23 protein-coding genes are annotated in these 22,343 nt (G+C 69.8%); 11 read left to right on the forward strand and 12 right to left on the reverse strand.

Annotated features, from left to right (window positions below):
* Window positions 1-16: 16 nt before the first annotated feature.
* Complete coding sequence (locus ACIRCZ_RS09200; protein ID WP_402852123.1) at window positions 17-1,261, reverse strand: FAD-binding protein; 1,245 nt, start codon at window positions 1,259-1,261, stop codon at window positions 17-19.
* Window positions 1,262-1,480: 219 nt separating this feature from the next.
* Here ACIRCZ_RS09200 and ACIRCZ_RS09205 point away from each other — a divergent pair, with 219 nt between their 5' ends.
* Both ACIRCZ_RS09205 and ACIRCZ_RS09210 read left to right on the forward strand, forming a co-directional pair.
* Window positions 1,481-1,909, forward strand: a complete 429-nt coding sequence (locus ACIRCZ_RS09205; RefSeq protein WP_055898353.1) for a DUF6325 family protein — start codon at window positions 1,481-1,483, stop codon at window positions 1,907-1,909.
* 9 nt (window positions 1,910-1,918) lie between these two features.
* Window positions 1,919-2,275 (forward strand): SHOCT domain-containing protein, encoded by a 357-nt coding sequence (locus ACIRCZ_RS09210; protein ID WP_055898350.1) that lies wholly within the window; start codon window positions 1,919-1,921, stop codon window positions 2,273-2,275.
* 61 nt (window positions 2,276-2,336) lie between these two features.
* On the opposite strand, the gene ACIRCZ_RS09215 is transcribed toward ACIRCZ_RS09210, so the two are convergent.
* Window positions 2,337-2,825, reverse strand: coding sequence for a MarR family winged helix-turn-helix transcriptional regulator (locus ACIRCZ_RS09215; protein ID WP_235500630.1), 489 nt, complete (start codon window positions 2,823-2,825; stop codon window positions 2,337-2,339).
* Between the two features lie 53 nt (window positions 2,826-2,878).
* On the opposite strand from ACIRCZ_RS09215, the gene ACIRCZ_RS09220 reads away from it, so the two are divergent.
* The 7 genes from ACIRCZ_RS09220 to ACIRCZ_RS09250 all read left to right on the forward strand — a co-directional run bounded on the left by ACIRCZ_RS09220 (window position 2,879) and on the right by ACIRCZ_RS09250 (window position 8,430).
* A complete protein-coding gene (locus tag ACIRCZ_RS09220) occupies window positions 2,879-3,592 on the forward strand; it encodes a hypothetical protein (RefSeq protein ID WP_200949691.1) in 714 nt (237 codons plus the stop codon).
* Complete coding sequence (locus ACIRCZ_RS09225; RefSeq protein WP_402852129.1) at window positions 3,589-4,347, forward strand: SDR family NAD(P)-dependent oxidoreductase; 759 nt, start codon at window positions 3,589-3,591, stop codon at window positions 4,345-4,347. Before ACIRCZ_RS09220 ends, ACIRCZ_RS09225 begins: the two co-directional genes overlap by 4 nt.
* Window positions 4,344-5,285, forward strand: a complete 942-nt coding sequence (locus ACIRCZ_RS09230) for a phosphoribosylaminoimidazolesuccinocarboxamide synthase (RefSeq protein ID WP_402853588.1) — start codon at window positions 4,344-4,346, stop codon at window positions 5,283-5,285. Before ACIRCZ_RS09225 ends, ACIRCZ_RS09230 begins: the two co-directional genes overlap by 4 nt.
* Before the next feature lie 100 nt (window positions 5,286-5,385).
* Entirely contained in the window at window positions 5,386-5,988 is a 603-nt protein-coding gene (locus ACIRCZ_RS09235) for a glyoxalase (protein WP_402852132.1), read from the forward strand.
* Window positions 5,989-6,097: 109 nt separating this feature from the next.
* A complete protein-coding gene (locus tag ACIRCZ_RS09240) occupies window positions 6,098-6,787 on the forward strand; it encodes an RraA family protein (protein WP_402852135.1) in 690 nt (229 codons plus the stop codon).
* A gap of 132 nt (window positions 6,788-6,919) precedes the next feature.
* Window positions 6,920-7,507 carry a TetR/AcrR family transcriptional regulator gene (locus tag ACIRCZ_RS09245; protein ID WP_162255991.1) on the forward strand — a complete coding sequence of 196 codons (588 nt, stop codon included), beginning with the start codon at window positions 6,920-6,922 and terminating at the stop codon, window positions 7,505-7,507.
* A gap of 50 nt (window positions 7,508-7,557) precedes the next feature.
* On the forward strand, window positions 7,558-8,430 hold the full coding sequence (locus ACIRCZ_RS09250; protein WP_402852139.1) for a VOC family protein: 873 nt from the start codon (window positions 7,558-7,560) through the stop codon (window positions 8,428-8,430).
* A 70-nt stretch (window positions 8,431-8,500) separates the two neighbouring features.
* Here ACIRCZ_RS09250 and ACIRCZ_RS09255 read toward each other — a convergent pair whose 3' ends face one another.
* A complete protein-coding gene (locus ACIRCZ_RS09255; protein WP_402852142.1) occupies window positions 8,501-10,237 on the reverse strand; it encodes a DHA2 family efflux MFS transporter permease subunit in 1,737 nt (578 codons plus the stop codon).
* A gap of 13 nt (window positions 10,238-10,250) precedes the next feature.
* Complete coding sequence (locus ACIRCZ_RS09260) at window positions 10,251-10,832, reverse strand: PadR family transcriptional regulator (RefSeq protein WP_055898326.1); 582 nt, start codon at window positions 10,830-10,832, stop codon at window positions 10,251-10,253.
* A 217-nt stretch (window positions 10,833-11,049) separates the two neighbouring features.
* On the opposite strand from ACIRCZ_RS09260, the gene ACIRCZ_RS09265 reads away from it, so the two are divergent.
* The gene (locus tag ACIRCZ_RS09265; RefSeq protein ID WP_402852146.1) at window positions 11,050-12,555 is read left to right on the forward strand and encodes an alpha-N-arabinofuranosidase; all 1,506 of its coding nucleotides are present in this window, start codon (window positions 11,050-11,052) and stop codon (window positions 12,553-12,555) included.
* A 6-nt stretch (window positions 12,556-12,561) separates the two neighbouring features.
* On the opposite strand, the gene ACIRCZ_RS09270 is transcribed toward ACIRCZ_RS09265, so the two are convergent.
* Window positions 12,562-13,173 (reverse strand): TIGR00645 family protein, encoded by a 612-nt coding sequence (locus tag ACIRCZ_RS09270; RefSeq protein WP_402852149.1) that lies wholly within the window; start codon window positions 13,171-13,173, stop codon window positions 12,562-12,564.
* A 58-nt stretch (window positions 13,174-13,231) separates the two neighbouring features.
* The gene (locus ACIRCZ_RS09275) at window positions 13,232-13,840 is read right to left on the reverse strand and encodes a uracil-DNA glycosylase (RefSeq protein WP_402852152.1); all 609 of its coding nucleotides are present in this window, start codon (window positions 13,838-13,840) and stop codon (window positions 13,232-13,234) included.
* A gap of 77 nt (window positions 13,841-13,917) precedes the next feature.
* Here ACIRCZ_RS09275 and ACIRCZ_RS09280 point away from each other — a divergent pair, with 77 nt between their 5' ends.
* Complete coding sequence (locus ACIRCZ_RS09280; protein ID WP_402852155.1) at window positions 13,918-15,234, forward strand: cation:proton antiporter; 1,317 nt, start codon at window positions 13,918-13,920, stop codon at window positions 15,232-15,234.
* Here ACIRCZ_RS09280 and ACIRCZ_RS09285 read toward each other — a convergent pair.
* The 6 genes from ACIRCZ_RS09285 to ACIRCZ_RS09310 form a co-directional block, all read right to left on the reverse strand.
* Entirely contained in the window at window positions 15,231-16,382 is a 1,152-nt protein-coding gene (locus ACIRCZ_RS09285) for an alcohol dehydrogenase catalytic domain-containing protein (protein WP_402852158.1), read from the reverse strand. The two genes, ACIRCZ_RS09280 and ACIRCZ_RS09285, sit on opposite strands and share 4 nt — an antisense overlap.
* An 11-nt stretch (window positions 16,383-16,393) precedes the next feature.
* A complete protein-coding gene (locus tag ACIRCZ_RS09290; protein WP_402852160.1) occupies window positions 16,394-17,257 on the reverse strand; it encodes a phosphonatase-like hydrolase in 864 nt (287 codons plus the stop codon).
* 132 nt (window positions 17,258-17,389) lie between these two features.
* Window positions 17,390-18,580 (reverse strand): TIGR03364 family FAD-dependent oxidoreductase, encoded by a 1,191-nt coding sequence (locus ACIRCZ_RS09295; RefSeq protein WP_402852162.1) that lies wholly within the window; start codon window positions 18,578-18,580, stop codon window positions 17,390-17,392.
* Entirely contained in the window at window positions 18,577-20,178 is a 1,602-nt protein-coding gene (gene phnE, locus ACIRCZ_RS09300; RefSeq protein ID WP_402852164.1) for a phosphonate ABC transporter, permease protein PhnE, read from the reverse strand. The genes ACIRCZ_RS09295 and phnE overlap by 4 nt, the downstream gene beginning before the upstream one ends.
* Window positions 20,178-21,044 carry a phosphonate ABC transporter ATP-binding protein gene (phnC, locus tag ACIRCZ_RS09305; RefSeq protein WP_402852167.1) on the reverse strand — a complete coding sequence of 289 codons (867 nt, stop codon included), beginning with the start codon at window positions 21,042-21,044 and terminating at the stop codon, window positions 20,178-20,180. Before phnC ends, phnE begins: the two co-directional genes overlap by 1 nt.
* A gap of 257 nt (window positions 21,045-21,301) precedes the next feature.
* Window positions 21,302-22,240 carry a phosphate/phosphite/phosphonate ABC transporter substrate-binding protein gene (locus ACIRCZ_RS09310; RefSeq protein ID WP_402852170.1) on the reverse strand — a complete coding sequence of 313 codons (939 nt, stop codon included), beginning with the start codon at window positions 22,238-22,240 and terminating at the stop codon, window positions 21,302-21,304.
* Window positions 22,241-22,343 lie beyond the last annotated feature (103 nt).

Raw genomic sequence — 22,343 nt, forward strand, 5'->3', positions numbered from 1 at the left:
CCGGCTCGATGGCGTGTCAGGCGAGGAGGCGGGCGACGAAGGCGTTGCGGAAGGTGCCCGTGGGGTCGAACTCGGTGACGAGGTCGCGGAACGCGTCGAGTCGCGGGTAGAGACCGGGGACGACGCCGGCGGCGTCGAGATAGACCTTGCCCCAGTGCGGACGTGCTCCGAGGGGCAGCAGCGCGGCCTCCAGGACCGGGAGGATCGCCTCGACGCCCTCCTGGTCGCGCAGCCAGGTGAAGTGCAGCCCGACCGCGTCCGTGCCGTATGCGCTCGACAGCCACAGGTCGTCGGCCGCGACTGTGCGGATCTCGCTGATCTGCAGCAGCGGCGCGATCACCGGCGCGAGTTCGCGCACGGCCTTGATCGCCTCGACGGCGTTCGCCCGCGGCACCAGGTACTCCGACTGGATCTCCGCACCGTTCGACGGCGTGAACTCGAAGCGGAAGTGCGCCAGCCTGTCACTCCACGGCCCGAAGACGCCGAGCTGCTCCGTGGTGTTGCGCACATCCATCGTCGCGATCATGTGGCGGGCTTCTGTGAGCGCCGTCGCCCCGAAGAAGTCGTCGCCGATGTCGGTTGGGTCGTCTGCGCGCTCCTTCAGCCAGGCGAGGCTGACCGCGTCCTCCGCCCAGTCGGTGAAGAGGGACACGCTGTACGCGGAGGAGGTGATGTCGTCGAACCGGTCGATGACCGCATCCCACGGCAGGCCGCCGAACAGACGCTGCCGCACGTCGTACGTCGGCCGGATGTCCAGCGTCACCTCGGTGACCACCCCCAGCGCGCCGAGCGACACCACTGCGCCGTCGAAGCCGGGCTCACCGCGGTGGAGGTCGACCAGCTCGCCGTCCGCCCGCAGGATGCGCAGGCCGCTGACGGCGGTGGCCAGGTTGCCGTTCCTGTCGCCTGAGCCGTGCGTCGCCGTCGCGATCGCGCCGGCGATCGAGATGTGTGGCAGGGACGCCAGGTTGTGCAGCGCCCAGCCGGCGCTCTGCAGTTCGCGCGCGAGGTCGCCGTAGCGCACGCCGCCGCTGACTGTCACCTGCGATGCCGCCTCGTCGATCCGGATCGCCGACGGCAGGCCGGCGGTGCTCACGAGCAGCCGGTCGTCGTCGGCCAGATCGTTGAAGGAGTGCCTGCTGCCCAGGGCCCGCACCGAGCCGGCACCGAGCACGAGCTCCCGCAGTTCGTCGACGGACCGGGGATGCGCGATGCGCTCCGCCCTGTACGTGTAATTCCCCGCCCAGTTCTTCTCGTCCACCGTGGTCCTTCCTCGCACCGGCCGCTCCGTATGGAGTGCTGCCAGTCTGACACCGATGTGAACGTGCTCATCGCGAAATCTCCCCGCCAGATGCGCGAAAGGTTTCCAATCGAACGCGGCCGCCACCACACATCCGGACAGAAAGCAATCATTGTGCGCGGTTCTGCCCCCCGAGTAGCGTGACGCCTGTCGGATGCACCGGCGCGGAGGGAGTTCAACGTGACCGAATTCGAGTACGGCCCCGCGGAGTTCATCGTCGCCCAGTTCGAGGGCGAGCGACCGTCGCCGGGGGTGATCCAGGCCATCGTCGACCTGGTCGGCACCGGCACCGTCCGTCTCCTCGATCTGCTCTTCGTCTCGCGCTCGCTCGACGGCGACGTGGAGATCGTGGAGTTCGAGGACGCCGGAGACGAGTACGGACTGACCGAGATCACGCTCGAGGCCAGCGGGATCGCCGGATCGGAGGATGTCGACGACATCGCCGACCTCATCGACCCTGGCACCTCCGGCGCGATCCTGGTCCTCGAGCACACCTGGGCGAAAGACCTCGCCAGCAAGTTCTTCGCCGCGGGAGGGAACGTCGTCCACGCCGAGCGCATCCCCGCCCCCGTGGTCAACGCCGTCCTGGCCGAAGCGTCGGAAGAGTAGGGAGACACCATGCCGTTCATTCGTCGAGTCGGCCGTCCGGGATTGCTCGGACTGGCAGCGCGCACCGCCGTCGTCGCAGGGACGGCCACCGCCGTCAGCGGCGGAATGCAGCGGCGCCAGCAGGAGAAGGCCATGGAGCAGCAGCAGGCAGAGCAGTACCAGGCCCAGCAGCAGCAGGCCCAGATGGATGCGGCGGCTCAGCAGGCCGTCGCGCAGCAGCAGGCAGCGGCTCCGGCAGCAGCCCCGGCCCCGGCCGGTGGCGGAACCGACCTGATGGCGCAGCTCCAGCAGCTCGCCGCCCTGCACGCGCAGGGGATCCTGTCCGACGACGAGTTCTCAGCGGCGAAGGCGAAGCTCCTGGCCTGAGCCGATCCGCTCGAACCGAACCGAGCCGCTCGAACCGAACCGAACCGACCGCCGTCGACCGTCAGGCGCGGCGGTAGCCTGGATGTCCGTCCGCCGACAGCCCTGACGCACCGGCGAGCTTGCCGAGGAGCGCGGCGAAGGCCTGCTGCTCGTGGGGGTCCAGGGGTGCGAGTACGTCCGCCTGGTGCGCTTCGGCGATCACGCGGAGCTCGCCGAGCATCCGTTCTCCCTCCGCGGTCAGGGCGAGTTCGTTGTTGCGGCGGTCGGCTTCGCTGCGGGTGCGTTCGACGAGGCCGCGGGCCTGCAGGTCGTCGATGAGGGCGACGAGCCTGCTCGGGACGGTGCCGAGCCGGTGGGCGAGGTCTTTCTGACTGATGCCGGGAGTGCGCCCGAGGACGCGCAGCACACCCGCATCCCGTGCCGTCAGGCCGAGCTCGGAGACGCGTTCGCCGAACCGGTCGGCCGCGGCGGCGCCGAGCTGCGCCAGCAGGAACGCGGTGCGCGGGCTCACACCGCTCTGGCCACGATGAGGGGTGGATGCGTCGGTCACTCCCACAGAATACCTCTTGCCATTAATGATTACAATGTGTAATCATTACTCCCATGAACGAAACCATTGCTCCGTCGCGGCGCCAGGGCGGACCGCACCTCGGCGTCCTCGCCATCGTGTCGGCGGCACTCGTCGTCGCCGCCATCGTCATCGGCGCCGCGCTCGCCAGCGGCACCGTGTTCGTCTCCCCGTTCGCAGGCAAGGCAGCCGTCGCCGCATACGCGCAGCAGGACTGGGCGAGCATCCGGGTGACGGCGATGCTGCAGTTCGGCTCCGCCGTGCCGTTCGGCATCCTCGCGGCGACGGCCTTCGCCCGCCTGCAGCGGCTCGGCGTGCGCGTGCCGGGCCCGTCGATCGGCTTCACCGGCGGTCTGACCGCGGCCATCCTGCTGATGGTGTCCGCACTCGCCACCTACCTCCTCAGCCGCCCGGAACTCACCACGGACGCCACCCTCGCGCTCGCCCTGTCGTTCCTCGCGTTCGCCACGGGCGGCGTCGGCTACGTGACGGGGATGGGGCTGCTGCTCGCCGGCATCGCGGTGCCGTCGCTCATCCTGGGACTGCTGCCTCGCTGGCTCGCCTGGGCGGGTCTCGTGATCGCCGCCCTGTCGGAGCTGAGCTTCCTGTCGCTCGCGATCGAGCCGCTGCAGTTCCTCCTGCCGATCGGCCGGTTCGGCGGCCTGGCGTGGCTGATCGTCGCCGGGTTCCTCCTTCCTGTCGACCGCCGCGAGGTGCGCGACCGCGACCGCGAGGGGGCGCGGGCATGAGCTCGGCCGGCGCCGGCGCATCCCCTGTCGCGTTCGTGCTCGGCGCGAACGGCCTGATCGGCAATGCGATCTGCCACGAGCTGGGCGCTGAGGGATACACGGTCGTGCCCGCTGCGAGGGATGCGGAGGCGCTGTCAGAGCTCGCCGAGCTGCTCCGCGCATCCGGTGTCGACTGCCCGCGCACGTTCGCGTTCGACGCGACGGACGATGACGCTCTCGCCTCCGCGATCGACACGGTCGCGGCGGAGCACGGACTCTCCGTCGCCGTCAACAACGTGGGCCGCGGCCACCAGCCGACGCAACTCGCGCGGATGGAGCTGGACGAGTTCGACGCGGTGATGGCCGTCACGTTCCGCAGCGTCGCGGTCGCCATGCGGGCGGAGCTGCGCGCGCTGGCGGAGGCGACAGGACCCCGCGCCATCGTCAACGTCGCGTCCAGCGCCGGGACGGGCGCCGCTCCGGGGATGTCGGCGTACGTCGCGGCCAAGCACGCTGTCATCGGCCTGACCAGGACGGCGGCCATCGACGAGGCGCGCACCGGTATCCGGGTCAACGCCGTCGCGCCTGGCCCGATCGAATCCGGCCCGATCATGGCCAAGGACGCGAGCGTTCGCACGACGGTCGGCGGATACGTCCCGCTCGGCCGCATGGGGCTCGCGGACGAAGTCGCAGCAGCGGTGCGCTGGCTGGCGTCTCCTGCCGCGTCGTATGTGACAGGCGCCGTCCTTCCCGTGGACGGCGGCAAGTCCGCCTGAGCGCTGCCGCGCCGTACGATGGAAGCGTGACTTCCTCCCCCGAACTGGCCGACTGGTCGCACGTGTACTCCGGCAAGGTCCGCGACCTCTACGTCCCGGCCGGCCGCACCGGCCTCGGCGACACCGACGCCGTGCTCGTCGTCGCCAGCGACCGCGTCAGCGCGTTCGACCACGTGCTCGAGCCTGGCATCCCCGGCAAAGGCGAACTGCTCACGACGCTCAGCCTGTGGTGGTTCGACCAGCTCACCGAGGTGCCGAACCACCTGATCCCCGATCACGTCCTCGACGGCGAGAAGGCGATCGAGCGCATCCCGGCAGAGGTGGCAGGACGGTCGATGCTGGTGAAGCCGCTCGACATGTTCCCGGTCGAGTGCGTCGTGCGCGGCTACCTCACGGGGAGTGGCTGGGCGGAGTACCAGCAGACGCAGAGCGTGTGCGGCGTCCAGCTCCCCGCTGGCCTCACCGACGGCGACCGCCTCCCTGAGCCGATCTACACGCCGGCGTGGAAGGCTCCGCTCGGCCAGCACGACGAGAACATCAGCTTCGAGCGCACCGTCGAACTCGTCGGTCCCGAGGTCGCCGAGGAACTGCGCCGCCTCTCGCTCCTCGTCTACGCGCGCGGCGCGGCCATCGCGGAAGCGCACGGCGTGATCATCGCCGACACCAAGTTCGAGTTCGGCGCAGACCGAACGACCGGCGAGATCACGCTCGCCGACGAGGTGCTCACCAGCGACTCCAGCCGGTACTGGGATGCGGTCGCATACGCCGCCGGAACGACCCCGCGCGAGCGGATGGCCAGCTTCGACAAGCAGATCGTCCGCGACTGGCTCGCCGCCAACTGGGACAAGACGGGCACGCCGCCGGAGCTCCCCTCCGACATCGTCGAGCGCACAGCGGAGCGCTACCGCGAGCTGCTGGAGCGCCTGACCCGCGACTGAGCCGCGCCTGACCCTGGCCTGGACACGCCGCGGCCCTGCGCATCCGGATCGAGCAGATTTCGAGAAGCGACGTCCTCGTGCCCGCTCGTAGCCTGGCGACATGACCAGCATCCAGCACATCACCCTCGAGGTCCCCGACCTCGCAGCCGCCGAACGTTTCTACTCGTCCGCGTTCGACCTCGGCTCGCTCACCGCGCTCCGGCAGTCCGACGCCCCGACCAGCGGCTTCCGCGGCTTCCACATCTCGCTCACCGTCGCGCAGCCGTCCACCGTGGAGACCCTGATCGACTCGGCCGTCGCCGCGGGCGCGACGACCCTCAAGCCCGTCGCGAAGTCTCTGTGGGGCGTCGGCGGCGTGGTGCAGGCTCCGGACGGCGCCATCTGGAAGGTCGCGACCTCGGCCAAGAGGGACACCGGCCCCGCCACGCGCGCCTTCGAGTCGCTCGTGCTGCTCCTGGGCGCGGAGGACATCGTGGCGAGCAAGAAGTTCTACGTCGACCACGGGCTGACGGTCGACAAGAGCTTCGGCAAGACCTACGTGCAGTTCGCCACCCCGAAGGACACGGTCGGCTTCGGCCTCTACCGCCGCAGCGCCCTCGCGAAGGACGCGGGCGTGCCGGAGGAGGGCAGCGGCTCGCACCGCATCGTGATCGGCGGCGACGCCGGCGCGTTCACCGATCCAGACGGCTTCCCCTGGGAGTAACCGCGGCAGCCCCCGCGAGATACCAGTGACTGCCGACAACCGCATGGGGTGCGCGACAGATGCTGGTATCTCGCGAACCCGGCCCCTGGACGGCGCTAGGTTCTGAGACATGCACGAACTCACCGCACCCGTCCCGACCGCGGCCATCGCCGACGCCGCGGTGCGCCTCGGCATCCCGGTGGCCGCCGCGCCGGCAGGGCTCGTCGCCCTGCTGCCCGGCAGGCCGTTCGCCGGACTCGCCGCTCCCGTCACCCACCTCGGCAGCGTGGATGTGCTTCTCGAGACCATCGACGACGCCCCGCCGGGCGCCGTGCTCGTGGTCGACAACGGCGGCAGACGCGACGAAGCCTGCGTCGGCGACCTGATGCTGCTCGAAGCCAGAGAGGCCGGGATGCGCGGGGTGGTCGTCTGGGGACTCCACCGCGACACCGCCCAGCTGCGCGAGATCGGGTTGCCGTTGTTCAGCCTCGGCGCGTACCCGTACGGTCCACGGCGGGTGCCTCCCGCCGGGCGGGCGATGCGGAGCGCGTTCCTCGACGGCGTCCCCGTCGCGGAAGGCGACTGGATCGTCGCCGACGACGACGGCGTGCTCGTGGTCGGGCGGGACCGGCGCGACGAGCTCGTGGAGACGGCGCTGCGCATCCAGTCGGTGGAGGGAGCGCAGTCCGAGCGGATGCGCGGGGGCGCGTCGCTGAGGGATCAGCTCGACTTCGCGGAGTATCGGCGCAGGCAGGCCGCCGACCCAGAGCTGACGCTGCGCCGCTACCTGCAGGAGACCGGCGGCGCGATCGAGACGTAGGCACGGGCCGGAGCCGCCCAGGACGCGGAGCGCACGCGCCGGGCCGGGCCCCGCAGCAAGCACGCCGCCGGCTCCCTGCCGCACCGCACCGCGTTCCTTGCGATGCGCCACGGTGGTACTAGCGTGTCGGTCATGCGCACAACGGAGTCTCCCGACGAGCGTCGCCGCCACATCGCCGAGGCTGTGTGGCGGATCGTCCGTCGCGACGGGATCAACGCCGTGAGCACCCGCACGGTCGCCGCGGAGGCCGGGATGGTGCTCGGCTCGCTTCGCCACTACTTCCCCCGGCAGTCGGACGCGGTGGCGTTCGCGATGCGGCTGGTCATGGAGCGGGCGACAGGGCGCATCCGGGGCATCGTCGCCGTTGCGGGGCCGGAAGGCGCGAGCGGCCCGGAGCTACTGGAGCAGTTCCTTCCGCTCGACGAGGAGCGGAGGGAGGAGATGGAGGTCTGGCTGGTGTTCGCCGGCGCCGCCCTCGCCGACGACGCGCTCGCTCCGCTGAAGCGAGACTCGGACGCGACGATGCTCGCGATCATCCGGCGAATCGTGTCCGCCGCCGCGCCGGCGGACACTCCGCTCGACAGGGTCGAGCGGGTCGCCGACAGGATGCGGGCGCTCACGGACGGGCTCGCCGCCCACCTGGTCGGGCGATACCCGGCGCTCACGCCTGCGTCTGCACGGGCGATCCTGGCAGACGAATACCGCGGGATGTGGGCGTGAGCGGCCGCGCGCTTGGAATATCACCGCGGCTCCATGCGTTCGAATAGATCATGACCGAACTCCTTCCCGCCGACTCTGCGATGGGGGCCGTGACCCTCCGGGTCGCCGACCTCGACGCGATGACCGCCTACTATCGCGACGCCGTCACGCTCAGCGTGCTCGCGCAGGAGGGCGGCAGGACGATCCTCGGCCGCGCAGCGACGCCGGTCGTCATCCTGGAGCACGCCCCCGAACTGCGTCACGCCGGTCCGCGGGATGCCGGTCTGTTCCACACGGCCATCCTGTTCGACACCGAGGAGACGCTGGCCGCAGCCGTCTACTCTGTCGCCCGTCGCGCGCCGGGCACGTTCACCGGCAGCGCCGACCACCTCGTCAGTAAGGCGTTCTACTTCACCGACCCGGAGGGCAACGGCGTCGAGCTGTACTGGGACCGCGACCGCACGCAGTGGAGCTGGACCCATGGGCAGGTCGAGATGGCAACGCTCTACCTCGACCCCAACGACTTCCTCGGCGAGCACCTCAGCGAGCGCGCCGCCACCCTGGCGAACGCCGCAGCCGACGAGCGCTTGGGCGATGCGGTCGTCGGCCACGTTCATCTGTCCGTCGGCGATGTCGCGACGGCGCGGGCGTTCTACGTGGACCGTCTCGGCTTCGAAACCACCGCGGCGCTTGGCGACCAGGCCCTGTTCGTCAGCGCGGGCGGGTACCACCACCACATGGCGATGAACACCTGGAACAGCAAGGGAGCAGGACCCAGACGCCTCGCGCTCGGGCTCGGCGAGGTCGAGATCCAGGTGCCGACAGCGGATGACCTCGGCTCGCTCACCGAGCGGATGCGGCACTACGGAGTGCAGACCCGCGACGACGGCCGCTCGGTGGCCTTCGACGACCCGTGGGCGAACACCGTGCGCGTCGTCGCGTGAACGACGAAGCCGCCCGCCCCGAGGTGGGGCGAGCGGCTCCGGATGCGCAGTGCGCGGTGCGTGCCGCCGGTCAGTCCGTGACGGGTGCCGCGTGCACTCCGTGCGGCGGCTCCTCGTCCGGCGCGAGACCGGTCGCGGGCGGCACATCGGCGGCGTGCGAGCCGTGGGTGACCGCATCCACCGGGACGGGCGCGGCGTGCGAGCCGTGCGTCGTCGCGCCGACCGGCTCGGCGACCGGCGCATCCGCGCCGGCACCAACGGCCGCACCAGCACCGGCACCGGCACCGGCGGCCGCAGCAGCCTCCGCCACGGCGCCCGCGGATCGCGGACCCCACGCCGGCGGCTTCGGCTTCTCCCACCACACCACGATGAGCGCGCCCAGGAGGGCGACAGCCGCGGGGAGCAGCAGGGCCTCCGACATGGCCTGGGTGAATCCGGCGTGCAGGAACTGCGGCAGCTCGGTTCCCGCCGACGCCTCGGACGGGGTCGCTCCGCCAGGCGCCTTGGGCAGGTCGACGGCGAGACGGCTGGAGATCAGGGCGGCAATGGATGCGCTGCCGAGCACCGCGCCCACCTGGCGCGTCGTGTTGAACACTCCGGACCCCGCACCGGCCTGGTTCATCGGCAGGTTGCGGGTGGCCGTGGTGGAGATCGGGCCCCACACGCCGGACATCGCGATGCCGAGCAGGGCGCTCGGTGCGAGCAGCCACCAGATGGACACGTCCGGGGTCAGCAGACGCGAGTACCAGAACAGCGACAGCGCGAACAGCACGAGGCCGGTCGTGGCGAAGTAGCGCGGGTTGATCCTGTCGATCAGCTTGCCGACGAACGGCGCGAGCACACCGGAGAAGATCGCCATCGGGGCGAGCATCAGCGCAGACTCGGTCGGAGTGAGACCGCGCACCGTCTGGAAGTAGAACACCAGCGGAAGCGCCATGCAGGTCACGGCGAAGCCGACGGCGGTGATGGCACCGTTCGACAGGGAGAAGTTGCGGTCGCGGAACAGCTTGAGCGGGAGCAGCGGCTCCTTCTTGTTGAACGCCTGCCAGACCACGAACGCGATCAGCACGACGATGCCGGAGATGATCAGGCCCCACACGGTGATCGGGCCGGTGATGGTGCCCCAGTCGTACGTCCCGCCCTCCTGGATGCCGAACACCAGCAGGAACATGCCGACGGCGCTCAGGATCACGCCGAGGATGTCGAAGCTGTGCGAGTGCGTCGGCAGCTTCGGGACGAGGCGGGCGGCGAGGATGAACGCGACGACGCCGACCGGGACGTTGATGAAGAAGATCCACTCCCAGCCGAGCCCGTCGACGAGCACGCCGCCGAGCAGCGGGCCGATCAGGGTGGCGACACCGGCGACGGCGCCCCACAGCCCCATCGCCGCACCGCGGCGGTCTGGCGGGAAGATGCGGGTGATGACGGCCATCGTCTGCGGCGTCATCAGCGCGGCGCCGAGACCCTGCACGACACGGGCCGTGATGAGCATGCCGATGCCACCGCCAGGCAGGACACCGGAGAAACCGCACCAGGCCGAGGCGAGCGTGAAGATCACGAGGCCGACGAGATAGAGGTTCTTCGGGCCGAACCGGTCACCGAGGCGACCGGTGATGAGCAGAGGGACGGCGTAGGCGAGCAGGTAGGCGCTGGTCACCCAGATGACCGCGTTGTAGTCGGTGCCGAGGTCGAGACCCTTCATGATCGCCGGGTTGGCGACCGACACGATGGTCGTGTCGATGAGGATCATGAAGAATCCGATGACCAGGGCCCAGAGTGCGGGCCACGGCTTCAGTTCTTTTTCCATGGAAGTGTTCCTGTCAGTGGTGCTTCTCCTCGGACCAGGACAGTACGCCCGATTCGAGGTCGTCGATGAGGGATTCCAGCCAGGTCGCTTCGACCTCGCTGATCGCCCGGCTGTACTGGACGTTGATCCAGTACTTGCGGGGGAGCTGCTTGGCCTCGAGGTCGGCGATGCCCGCATCCATCACCGCCAGGTCGGCCCGGATGAGGGCGACCCTGTTGCGGAGGAGCTGGATGACGGACTCGACGGGCAGGTTGTGCGACTCGCCGAGAGCAAGCGGGAATTCGGGATATTCGTTGATGGGTGTTGCGATGATCTCCGCGATGCGCGCGGTGAGCACGTGATTGCCCTGTTCGGTGATCTCGTACGTCGTGCGCTCCGGCCGGTTGCCTTCGCGTTCGGTGCCGGTCGCCCGCACCAGCCCCTGACCGGCGAGCCGGTCGACAGCGTGGTACAGCGAACCTGGACGCACCTTGACCACGCGTTCCTCCGAGCGCTGCACCAGCGTCTGGTACATCTCGTACGGGTGCATCGGCCGCTCGACGAGCAGCGCGAGGGCTGCGACGCCGAGCGACGTGAGCGTGTTGGTGGATGGCATGGGGAAGGTGATCCTTGTTATTCCGGACTGATTATTCCTTGAGGAATATACGGCGCGGGGCAATGGGTTGTCAACCCCGCCGGCGTGCCGTTCCGCCGGATCGCGCGCGAGGCGGCCCGCGGCCGGTCGCCCTCCTTGACAGCACCTGCTCGCATGCTCGATAGTTCTTTTACAACGTTGTTGGTAAACGTTGTAGAACCGCAGAGGGAACGCATCCATGACTGACTCCACCATCGTCCTCAGCCGCGCGAACGCGGTCGGCCCCGTGCGCCGCCGCACCTTCGGCTCCTTCGTCGAGCACCTCGGACGGTGCGTGTACGACGGCATCTACGAGCCTGGCCACCCCACGGCGAACGAGGATGGTTTCCGGCTGGATGTCGTCGACCTCGTCAAGGAGCTCGGCTCGACCACCGTGCGCTACCCGGGCGGGAACTTCGTCTCCGGCTTCCGCTGGGAGGACTCCGTCGGCCCGCGCGAGAACCGCCCGGTGCGCCGCGACCTCGCCTGGCACTCGCTGGAGACCAACCAGGTGGGCCTGGACGAGTTCTCCCGCTGGCTGAAGCTCACGGACTCCGAACTGATGTTGGCCGTCAACCTCGGCACCCGCGGCATCGAGTCGGCGCTCGACCTGCTCGAGTACGCCAACCACCCGTCCGGCACCGCGCTGAGCGACCAGCGCGTGGCCAACGGCACGCCGGAGCCGCACAACATCCGGATGTGGTGCCTCGGCAACGAGATGGACGGCCCGTGGCAGACCGGCTACCTCACGGCCGACGACTACGGCAAGCTCGCCGCCCGCACGGCAGCCGCGATGAAGATGGCGGACAAGGACCTCGAACTGGTGGCCTGTGGTTCATCCGGCTCCGGGATGCCCACCTTCGGCGAGTGGGAGCGCATCGTGCTCGAGCACGCGTACGACCACGTCGACTTCATCTCCGCGCACGCCTACTACCAGGAGCGCGGAGGCGACCTCGGCTCGTTCCTCGCCTCCTCGGTGGACATGCAGTACTTCATCGACACCGTCGTCGCGACCGCCGATCACGTCGGCTACAAGCTCAAGAGCACCAAGAAGATCAACATCTCGTTCGACGAGTGGAACATCTGGTATCTCGACGAGCACCAGGCCAGCGACGAGATCAACGACGAGTGGCGCGTCGCCCCTCGCCAGCTCGAGGACGTCTACTCCGTCGCGGACGCCGTCGTGCTCGGCAACCTGCTGATCACCCTGTTGAAGAACAGTGACCGCGTCGCCTCCGCATCCCTCGCCCAGCTGGTCAACGTGATCGCTCCGATCATGACCGAGCCCGGCGGAGACGCCTGGCGGCAGACCACGTTCTTCCCGTTCTCCGTCACCAGCAGGCTCGCGTGCGGCACCGTCCTGCGCCCGGTGATCGTCGCTCCGACGTACAACACGGCGGTCCACGGCGACGCCGCAGTGGTGGATGCGGTCGCGACCTTCGACGAGGAGGCCGGGACGGGCGCGGTGTTCCTCGTCAACCGCGACCAGACCGCATCCCGCACCGTCAGCATCGACGTGCGCGACCTCGGCGCCTCACGGATCACGGAGGCTGTCACCCTCGCCGACGACGACGTCTACGCCAAGAACACGATCGACGACCAGACCCGCGTCGGCCTCGCGCCCAACACCTCCGCGACCATCGAGGACGGACGGCTCACCGTCGTGCTTCCTCCGGTGTCGTGGTCGGCGGTCGCGTTCGGCTGACGCCTGTCACTTCGGCTTCGACATCTTGTCGATCCAGGCCAGCGCAACGGCCGACAGGATGAAGACGCAGTGGATGACGACCTGCCAGAACACGCCCTCGCTGGTGTACTTCTCGTCGCCGAGGATGCCGCCCTTGGCCGCTCCGATGTCGGCGACAGCGATGAAGGTCTTCAGCAGGTGGATGGACGAGATGCCGATGATCGCCATCGCCAGCTTGACCTTGAGCACGTTGGCGTTGACGTGGGACAGCCACTCCGGCTGATCGGGATGTCCATCGACGTTCACGCGTGACACGAACGTCTCGTATCCGCCGATGATGACCATGATCAGCAGATTCGCGATCATCACCACGTCGATCAGCCCGAGGACCGCGAGCATGATGTCGGCTTCCTCGATGTGCGTCGGGTGGGCGATCACATCCGCGGCGATGTGCCAGAGCTCCACCATGAAGACGTAGACGTAGATCAGCTGCGCGACGATCAGCCCCAGGTAGAGCGGGGCTTGCAGCCAGCGGCTGGCGAAGATCAGCGAGCTGATCCCGCGCTGCGGCGCGTTCGGCCTGCGCGGCGCAACGGGCGCATTGGCGGTCGTGGTGACGGGTGGGGCAGTCTCTGGCACGGGGGCTTCCTCACGTATTCGGCAGGGAAAGCCTAAAGAGCCGTTTATGTGAAAACCCTCAGGATGCGTTGAGCGCCAGCACTTGCTCCGTGAACGCCCGCGCGCCGCCCTGGGCCGGATGCCGTACGGCGGGCGCATCGACCCCCTCTGCGGCGAGCGCGCCCTGCGCCTTCCTGCCGACCGCGACGATCGTCTCGATGCCGAACGCGCGCGCCAGCTCCAGCGCGACCGGTGTTCCGTCGCGCACCTCGGCGGGGCGGGGCGTGCGGTTCGTGCGCGGTTCGCCGGCGACGAACGGGTGGTGCGGGTAGATCGGCCAGGTGAGCGGGAGCGGCCCGCGCCAGTCGGCCAGCGCCGCCCAGACCACCCGGCTCGACGCCTCCCACGGGGCCTGTGGATCCTCGGGGAGCTCCAGGCCGGGGACGGCCCGTTCCGCAGGTCCGCCCTCCTCCGCCTCGCGTGCTGAGACGAACGGCACTCCTGTGACGGTCATGCCGCGCCAGCCAGGAGCCTCCGCGAGGAGGAGGACGGTCGCCCCGTCGACGGCCGCAAGGTAGCGGCGCAGGTTGCGCTCCCGCATCCTGCCGAGCTCGTCGTCGGCGTAGAGGAACTCGGCGTCCGGAGGTGCTGGGACGGCTCGCAGCAGACGGAAGAAGGTGTCGAGCATCCCTTCATGGTCGCAGACAGGGCAGAATTGTCCCACCTCGCGCTGCTGGGGCGGAGAGTCGGAGCGAAGGGTCCTGGATGCCCGCCATCATCCTCGTGGGGTTCGCCGCGATCGCGCTGTGGTCGCTGGTCGCGCACCGGTTCGAGCGCAGCGGCATCGCCGGCCCTGTCGTCCTCGCGCTGGTCGGCTCGCTCGTCGTCCTCGTGGACATCCCGGCCTTCGTGGAGGCGGTCGACAGCGACGTGGCGGAGCACGTGGTGGAGCTCATCCTGGCGGTGCTCCTGTTCGTCGACGCCTGCGAAGTGAAGGGCGGTGTGTTCGGCGGCGAGGGCAGGATGATCGCCAGGCTCGTGTTGATCGCGCTCCCGCTCTCGCTGGCCCTCGTCGTCGTGACCGGCCTCTGGCTGCTGCCCGGCGTGAACCTGTTCGTGCTGATCGTCGTGGCCTGCGTGGTCATGCCGACCGACTTCGCACCGGCGACGGCCCTGCTGCGCTCTCCTCTGATCCCGGCGCGCGTGCGGCAGATCCTCAACGTGGAGAGCGGCTACAACGACGGGCTCATCTCTCCGATCTTCGGGATGTCGCTCGCGATCGCCGTGCTCCTGCCGACCCTGATCGAAGTGGCCGACAGCGGGACGGAGCCGACCGGCTCGACCGAGACCGCGCTGGAGAAGAACGTCGAGGACTTCATCAACGCGTTCCTCGGCGCCGTTCCGGCGACCATCGTCGCGATCGTGGTCGGCGTGCTGCTCGGCGGCGTGATCGGGCTGCTCACCAGGTGGGCGTCCGGCCGCGGATTCGCGAACCAGACCGGCATCCGCATCGTGATGCTGATCACCCCGCTGCTCACCTACGGCATCGCGACGCTTCACGGGATCGGGGCGAACGGTTTCGTCGCCGCCTTCGTGGCCGGCGTGATGTTCCGCTTCACCCGCACCCGCAAGACGCGGCAGTTGTCGATCGCGCACGACGAGCTGGTGCTCGTGGAGGAGGTCGGCACGTTCGCGACCAACTTCGTCTGGTTCGTGCTCGGCGCGATGACGACGGAGATGATCGTCAGGGGTGTCGACTGGCGCCTGCTGCTGCTCGCGGCGCTCGCGCTCACCCTGTTCCGTGCACTGCCGGTGTACCTGGCGACGCTCGGCTCCTCCGTCTCGTGGCGCGACCGCACCGTGATCGGGTTCGTCGGTCCGCGCGGTGCTGCGTCGATCGTCTTCGGCCTGCTCGCCTTCAACAAGCTCCCCACCGGCGTCGGCGACGACGTCTGGGACGTCGCGGTGCTCACCGTCATCGGCAGCATCGTCCTGCACGGTCTCGCCGCCCCGTACGTCGTGAAGCGGATCGCCAGGCGCACCGGTGCGTCCGGACGCAGCGCGACGCCAGCGAGGTACTAGGGCCGGAGCGCCACCCGCGGGTGCCGTCCTGCGGCGGCGAGCGCCGCATCCACCTCGGCCAGCGGGAAGGTCTCGCCGACCTGGGCGGCGAACGGGTAGCGCTGCCACGCCTCCGCGAGGAAGCGGACGGCGGTCGCGAGGTGGTGCGGAGCGTAGTTGTGGACCCCGCGGATCGTGACGAGCCGACGGACCAGCTGTTCCGGATCGATGGCGAGGTCTGGGCCGGGCGAGACGGAGCCGACCAGCACGAGCACGCCACCGACGTCGACCGTCTGGAGGAGTGAACGGACGGCGGCCGGCGCGCCCGAGAGTTCCAGAGCGACGGTCGGTGCGGCGCCGCGTCCTCCCGCCTTGATCAGCGCTGCGGTGAGCCCGCCAGGGGCGTCGGCGGCGACGCGCGGGTCGGCGACGGCGACGGCTCCGAAGGCGAGCGCCGCCTCACGCCGCTCCGGGAGGGGGTCGCTGACGACGACGGAGGCACCCGCGTCTGTGGCCATCGCTGCCGCCGTGAGCCCGAGCATCCCCGCCCCCGCGATGAGGACGAGACCGCCCTCGAGCGGCGTGATCGCTGCCGCGGCCTCCAGCGCTGCGGCGACGGTCGCCGTCGCACAGGACGCAGGGGCGAGCACCTCGGACGGTACGTCCTCGGGAACGGCGGCCATCGGCGTGCCGTCGAGGATGTGCGCGTGGGTGGCGAATCCGCCGGACAGCTCCCAGCCGCGGCGCATCCGCTCGTGGCCGTACTTCTGCAGGTTCACGCACTTCTGCGGGAGGCCGCGGCGACACCTGGTGCAGCGCCCGCACGGCACGGCGACAGACCAGACCACTCGCTCGCCGAGGCTCACCCTGTGGCCGTCGATCGTCTTCGCTCCCCCGCGCCCGAGCGCGACCACTCTGCCGACCTGCTCGTGGCCGAGGATGAGCGGCGTCGGCGCAGAGCGGTGCCCCAGCACCGTGTGCACGTCGGAGCCGCACACCGTCGACAGCTCGATCTCCACTAGCGCGTCCCCCGGCGATAGCCGCACTCCAGGCACGGCCACCGCCTCGTGCAGATGACCCTCCCCCTGCCATACCATCGCCGTCGCAGACGGGTAGACGCTGACCCCCTTCCCCAGACGCGCAGGCGGTTCCACCACGCGCGGGGTCACCGCCCGCACGGTCATCGGCCTGCGGTGTCGTCGAGGCCGAGCAGTTCCGCGAGGTCGGCGATGCTGGGGATGACAGCGTCAGCACCGGCGTCGGTCAGGGTCTCCTCGTCGTGCGCGCCGGTGAGCACGCCGACCACCAGGCCGGCGCCCGCCGCGATTCCGGATGCGATGTCGCTCGCCGTGTCGCCGACGACGACCATGCCCTCCACGCTGGTCCCTCCGGTGCGCAGCAGTGCGGTGAGCGGCAGGTCGGGGTACGGACGGCCGCGACCCGCCTCCGCCGGGCTGAGAGTGAGGTCGGCGATGTCGCGCCAGCCGAGCGCATCCAGGACGGCATCCTGCGTCGGACGGGAGAACCCGGTGGTCAGCGCGACCTTCACGCCGAGCTGCCTCAGGTGCCGGATGAGGTCTTCTGCGCCAGGCACGGCACGCAGGCCCTCGCTCGCGGCGAGCTCGCCGTACGCGGACTCGAACAGGGCGTTGGCGTGCTGCGCCTGGTCCTCGTCGTCGGTGAGCGCGCGGAACACGGCGATCTTCGACTGGCCCATGGTGTCGCGCACGTACTCGAGCGCACGCTCGCGCTCCTCCGGCGTCTTCCCGATTCCCGCTGCGTCCGCCGCGCGCTCGAAGGCGCGCTCGACCAGGCCGTCGTCGACCACGGTGGTGCCCGCCATGTCGAGCACGACGAGCTCGAGGTCGGCGTCGAGGTCGTCGGCGTCGTCGAGGTCGTCGTCGCTGAACTCCTCGTCGTCCTCCCAGTCGTCGTCGGCGGTGGGGTCGTCCACGGCGGCGCCGATCGTTCCGGCGACGGCGATGTCGTCGAACTCGCTGGTGATGATTCCATCGCCTGCGCTCGTGGTTGCGTCTGTGCTCATGGTCGGTGCCCTTCTGTGGTGGATCTGGTGGATCTGGTGGGTCTGGTGGGTCTGGTGGGTCTGGTGGGTCTTGTGGTCTGGTGGTTTCGTGCCGGTCTGGCGGAGCTGATCGGCCTGCAGTGCGGCGAGTGGTCAGTCGGCCCGCGCGGCGCCTGCGGTCGCGAGTACGCCGGGCGCCGCCGAGAACAGCTCGTCCACCACCCGCTCCGCGAGGCCGAGGCCCGTCGTCATCCCGATGCCAGTCGTCACGGAGACGACCCGCACCTCCGGCGCTGGGGCCGCGACCAGGAAGTCGTCCGGCGCCGTCGCGTACACGCCCTGCCAGCGCTCCCGCACCCGGATGCGGTCGGTGCCGAAGAGCTGCCGGGCCAGCTCGAGAAGCTGGTCGTTCGCCGCCTCCGACTGGAACGGAGGAACGTCGGCCCCGCGGTAGTGCGTGTCCCCCACGATCAGGCTGCCGTCCGGTCGCTGTGTGTACATCTGGTTCAGGTCGAGGGCCGCCAGCTCAGGATGCTCCTCCGCCAGCCGCTCGCGCAGCGCACCGGCTGTCGGCGTGTGCGCGAACCCGGAGTAGCGCACCAGGGACCAGCCGGTGAGCAGCGGGGCGCTGAGCGGGTGGTCGAGCTCCGCATCCACCAGCATCATGTCGAGGCCGCAGCGCTCGACGCCGTGCGCCTCGGCGAGGCCGGGGAACAGCAGGTCGACGTCGTGGTTGACGGCGACCACGACCGCGTCGGCCGACAGCGTGCCACGCGAAGTGTGCACGGCGCCGGTCTGCACCCCGACGACGGCCGTGCGCCAGAAGAAGTCGACACCGTGCGCATCCAGCCAGCGGACGATCGCCGACGCCGCCTCGCGTGGGTCGACCTGAAGATCGCGGGGCAGCCAGGCCCCGCCGACCGCGACGCCGTCGGCGACGGGGATGCGGTCGCGCACCTCTGCGGGCGTCAGCAGCCGCACGTCGGAGCCGCCCCGGCGCTGCCGGAACTCGTCGAGCACGTCCAGTTCGTCCTGGGCCTGCGCGACGACGACCGTGCCGCTTTCGCGCAGCCAGAACCCGGCCTCGGGGGCGAGGGTCAGCCAGAGCTCGCGGGCCAGCTCCGCGTACGCGCGGGCCTCACCCTCCTGGCCGGTGATGCAAAGGTGCCCGAAGTTGCGCACGGACGCCCCGACGACGCTGGATGCGCGGTCGACGACGGCGACCATCAGCCCGCGTTTCAGGGCCGCGACCGCGTGCCCGAGCCCGACGATGCCGCTGCCGACGATCGCGAGGTCGTAGTGTCTGCCCATCGCTGTGCCCTTCCTTCCTGAGCCGCCGCTCATCGCAGCGCCTTCCTCATCCAGACCGCGATCCCCTCCACGATGAAGACGGTCGCCATGATCACGAGCACGAACGCGAAGACCTCGTTCCAGGCCGACACGCGCGCCGCGTTGTTCAGGTAGAAGCCGATCCCCCCGCTGCCGACGACGCCGAGCACGGTCGCGGCGCGGATGTTGCTGTCGAACAGGTAGAAGCTGTGGCCGACGAAGGCGGGAACGCTCGGCGGGACGGTCGCGGACGCGTAGACCTGCAAGCGGCGGGCGCCGACCGCGGTGAGCGCGCGCTGCGGCCCGGCAGGCACCTCCTCGATGGAGTCGGCGAACAGCTTGCCGAGAAGCCCGACGCCGCCGAAGGCCAGCGCGAACACCGCAGCGGTCGGCCCGAGCCCGGTGATGATGATGAGCACGATCGCGAGCACCAGCTCCGGAACGCCGCGCACGGCGACGAGCAGCACGCGGAACACACCGCGCGTCGGCGCGTTCGGCGCGACGTTCCTGGCGGCGAGCGACCCGACGACGAGCGAGAACAGCAGGCTGACGACCGTTGCGGCGAGCGCGATCAGCACGGTGTCGCGCATGGCGACGGCGATCTGCTCGACCGAGTACGGCTCGAACGTCGGCGGCCAGAACTTGATGAGGGGGACGTTGCGCCAGAAGGTGAGGAAGTCGCCCCAGTGCACCTGCGCGATCACCAGCGCGCCGACGATCACGACGGCCGTGAGCACCCAGGTGATGGTGTTCCTGACCCGGCGGGCGGTGAGGCTGCGCGTCGCGCCTCCCCCGAGCATCCCGCGCCGGACGGTGGACGAGACGACCTCCATCACGACACAGAGCGCGAACATGACCAGCGCGAGCGCCATCGCCGTGCGGTAGTCGAGGGTGGCGAGCGCCTTCCACATCTCGTAGCCGAGCCCGGCGACGCCGACGTAGCCGAGGATGATCGACCCGCGCAGGTTGATGTCGTTGCGGTGCAGCACGGTCGCCACCCAGCTCGGCGCGACCTGCGGCAGGATGCCGGAGAAGAACTCCTGCGACTTGCTGCCTCCTGCGGCGCGGATGGCGAGCCGCGGCCCTTCGTCGATCTGCTCGATGGCGTCGGCGAAGAGCTTCGAGATCATGCCGATCGAGTGGATGCCGATGGCGAGGATGCCGGGAAGGGTGCCGAGCGTGAAAAGCACGGCGAAGACCATGGCGAGCACCACATCCGGGATCGACCTGGTCATCACGGTGATGAACCGGCCTGCCCACTGCGCGGCGCGGTTGGGACTGGTGTTCGCGGCCGCGAGGTAGGCGACGGGCACCGAGATGATCGCGGCGAGGAGCGTGCCGAGCACGACCATCCCGAGCGTCTGGCCGATCGCCGGCCACAGCACCTCAGGCGCTGGAAGGCGCAGCGGCACGATCCTGCCGAAGAACGCCTCGGCCTTCGGGATGCTGCGGACGACGGTGTCGAAGCTGACGCCGAGCACCGGGAACGCGGCGATTCCGAGCGCGAGCAGGGCGAGCAGGACGACGACGGCCGCGATCCTGGATGCGGGGGGACGGGGGCGACGCAGCGCTGCGGAGGATGCGCGCGCGTCGGCGAGCGGGACGGTGGCCATCAGGCGCGCTGGGAGGTGTCGGCGGTGGCGGATGCGGCTAGTTCGAGCTCGGCTGCCGCATCCACCTCGGCGGCGAGCTCGCTGTCGATGGCGGTCAGTTCGCGGGTGGTGGCTGCGACCCTGCCGTAGATCTCCATCACCTGCGCCTTGTCGAGGCCGGCGGTGGGGGTGTCGAGCACGACGCGTCCGTGGCGGAGGCCGACGATGCGGTCGCCCCAGCCGAGGGCGAGGTCCACCTGGTGCAGGCTGCAGATGACCGTGAGGCCGTTGTCGGCGGCGATCTCCCTGATGAGCGCCATGACCTGCTCGCTCGACTCGGGGTCGAGGGAGGCGACGGGCTCGTCGGCGAGGAGGATCTCCGGGTCCTGCATGAGCGCACGCGCGATGGCGACGCGCTGCTGCTGACCGCCGGAGAGGGTGTCTGCGCGCTGGTATGCCTTGTCGGCCAGCCCGACCCTGTCGAGGTGTGCGATGGCGCGGCGGCGCAGCCCGGCCGGATAGGTGAAGGTGCCGAGGCGGGGACCGCGGAGCGTGGCGAGCGAGCCGGTGAGCACGTTCTCGATGACGGTCAGCGGGCCGACGAGCTCGAACTGCTGGAAGATGAAGCCGATGCGGCTGCGCAGCGTCCGCAACGGACGCGCTCCGAGCTGCGGAACGGACTGGCCGAGCACCCGCACCTCCCCGCTGGTGGGCCGCTCCAGGCCGTCCAGGTGGCGCAGCAACGTGGACTTGCCTGAGCCGGAGAGCCCCAGCAGCACCACGACCTCGCCCTTGGCGACGCTCAGGTTCACGCCGTCGAGCGCGGTCGTCTCCGCGAACCTCTTGGTGACCCCCGCCACCTCGACGATGTGCGCTGCTTCAGTCATGTCCCTCAACCCATCCCTGCCATCCGAAACCTGCGGCAACAGTAGGAGCCGGGTGCGTCCGACGACGCAACGCCCGGTTACCGTCCGGTGAACGGCGGGCGGCGCCGCGGGGTGAGCGCTCGCGCCCCTCCGTCCGGACGGAACTCCTGCGTCCGGACGGAACTCCTGCGGGACCTCCGCGCATCCATTGCCGGATGCGCGAACCGCCGCCCACCCGGAGGTGGACGGCGGTCGCGGTGCGCGGTGTCAGCGCTGTGCTACTTGACCTCGCACTGCGCGGCCTTGGTGACCTTGCAGATGTCGCGGATCTGGTCGTAGTACTTGTCGTCGACGGGGCTGAAGGCGAAGAAGGTGGCCTTGAAGCCGTCGGAGTCGGCGTTCTTGATGCCGGCCTTCTGGATGTCGGCGATGGTCACCGTGGACAGCTTGTCGCTGAGGTCCTTCTTGATCTCGTCCGGCAGCGTGTTCGAGAACACCATCGGAGCACCGGGGACCATCGTCTTCGCGACGACCTTGAGACCCGGCTGCGCGTCCACCGCGGAGTCCTCGGCGAAGCCGGCGTCGCACTCGGCGCCCTGCGAGACCTTGAGAGCGGAGGCGTCGTGCTTGCCCGCGAACACCGGGGTGATGTCCTTGGCAGGGTCGATGCCCGCCTTCAGCAGGTTGTAGGTCGGGAACAGGTAGCCGGAGGTCGAGCTCGGGTCGACGAAGCAGACCTTCTTGCCCTTGAAGTCGTCGATCGACGAGATGGAGGACTTCTCCGGCACGATGGCCTCGGAGTAGTAGCCGGGCTTCTGGCCCTCCTTGGTGATGATCGAGGCGAACGGCGTGATCTTGGCTCCGCCGTTGGTGGCGGTGACGTAGGTGAAGCCGGAGAAGCTGGCGACGTCGATCTGACCGGCGATGGCGGCCTGGATGAGCGCGGTGTAGTCGCTCGACTCACGGTACTCGACCTTCTTGCCGGTGATCTTCGCGATGTAGTCGGCGATGGGCTGGTAGTTGGACTGCGTGTTCACCGTGTCGGGAACGACGCCGAAGACGAGCGTGCTCGAGTCCTTGGCGAAGGTCGCCGCCGATGCGGTCGACGACGCGTCGTCCGTCGAGCTGGCGTTGGCCGATCCCGTACAAGCGGCGAGGCCGAGGGAGAGGACGAGCGCTGCGCCGACGGCGAGCGTCTTGGTGATGGACAGTTTCATCGAAGACCTTCCTGGTGATGCGATGCGGTGTGGTGTGGTGTGGTGTCTGCACGCCGAACGGCGCTGCTGTGTTCGTTGGAACGCTAGGGGCGGGATGCGACGC

The organism is Leifsonia sp. NPDC102414 (genome assembly GCF_044765685.1).
In the GTDB taxonomy this organism is placed as follows: Bacteria; Actinomycetota; Actinomycetes; order Actinomycetales; family Microbacteriaceae; genus Leifsonia.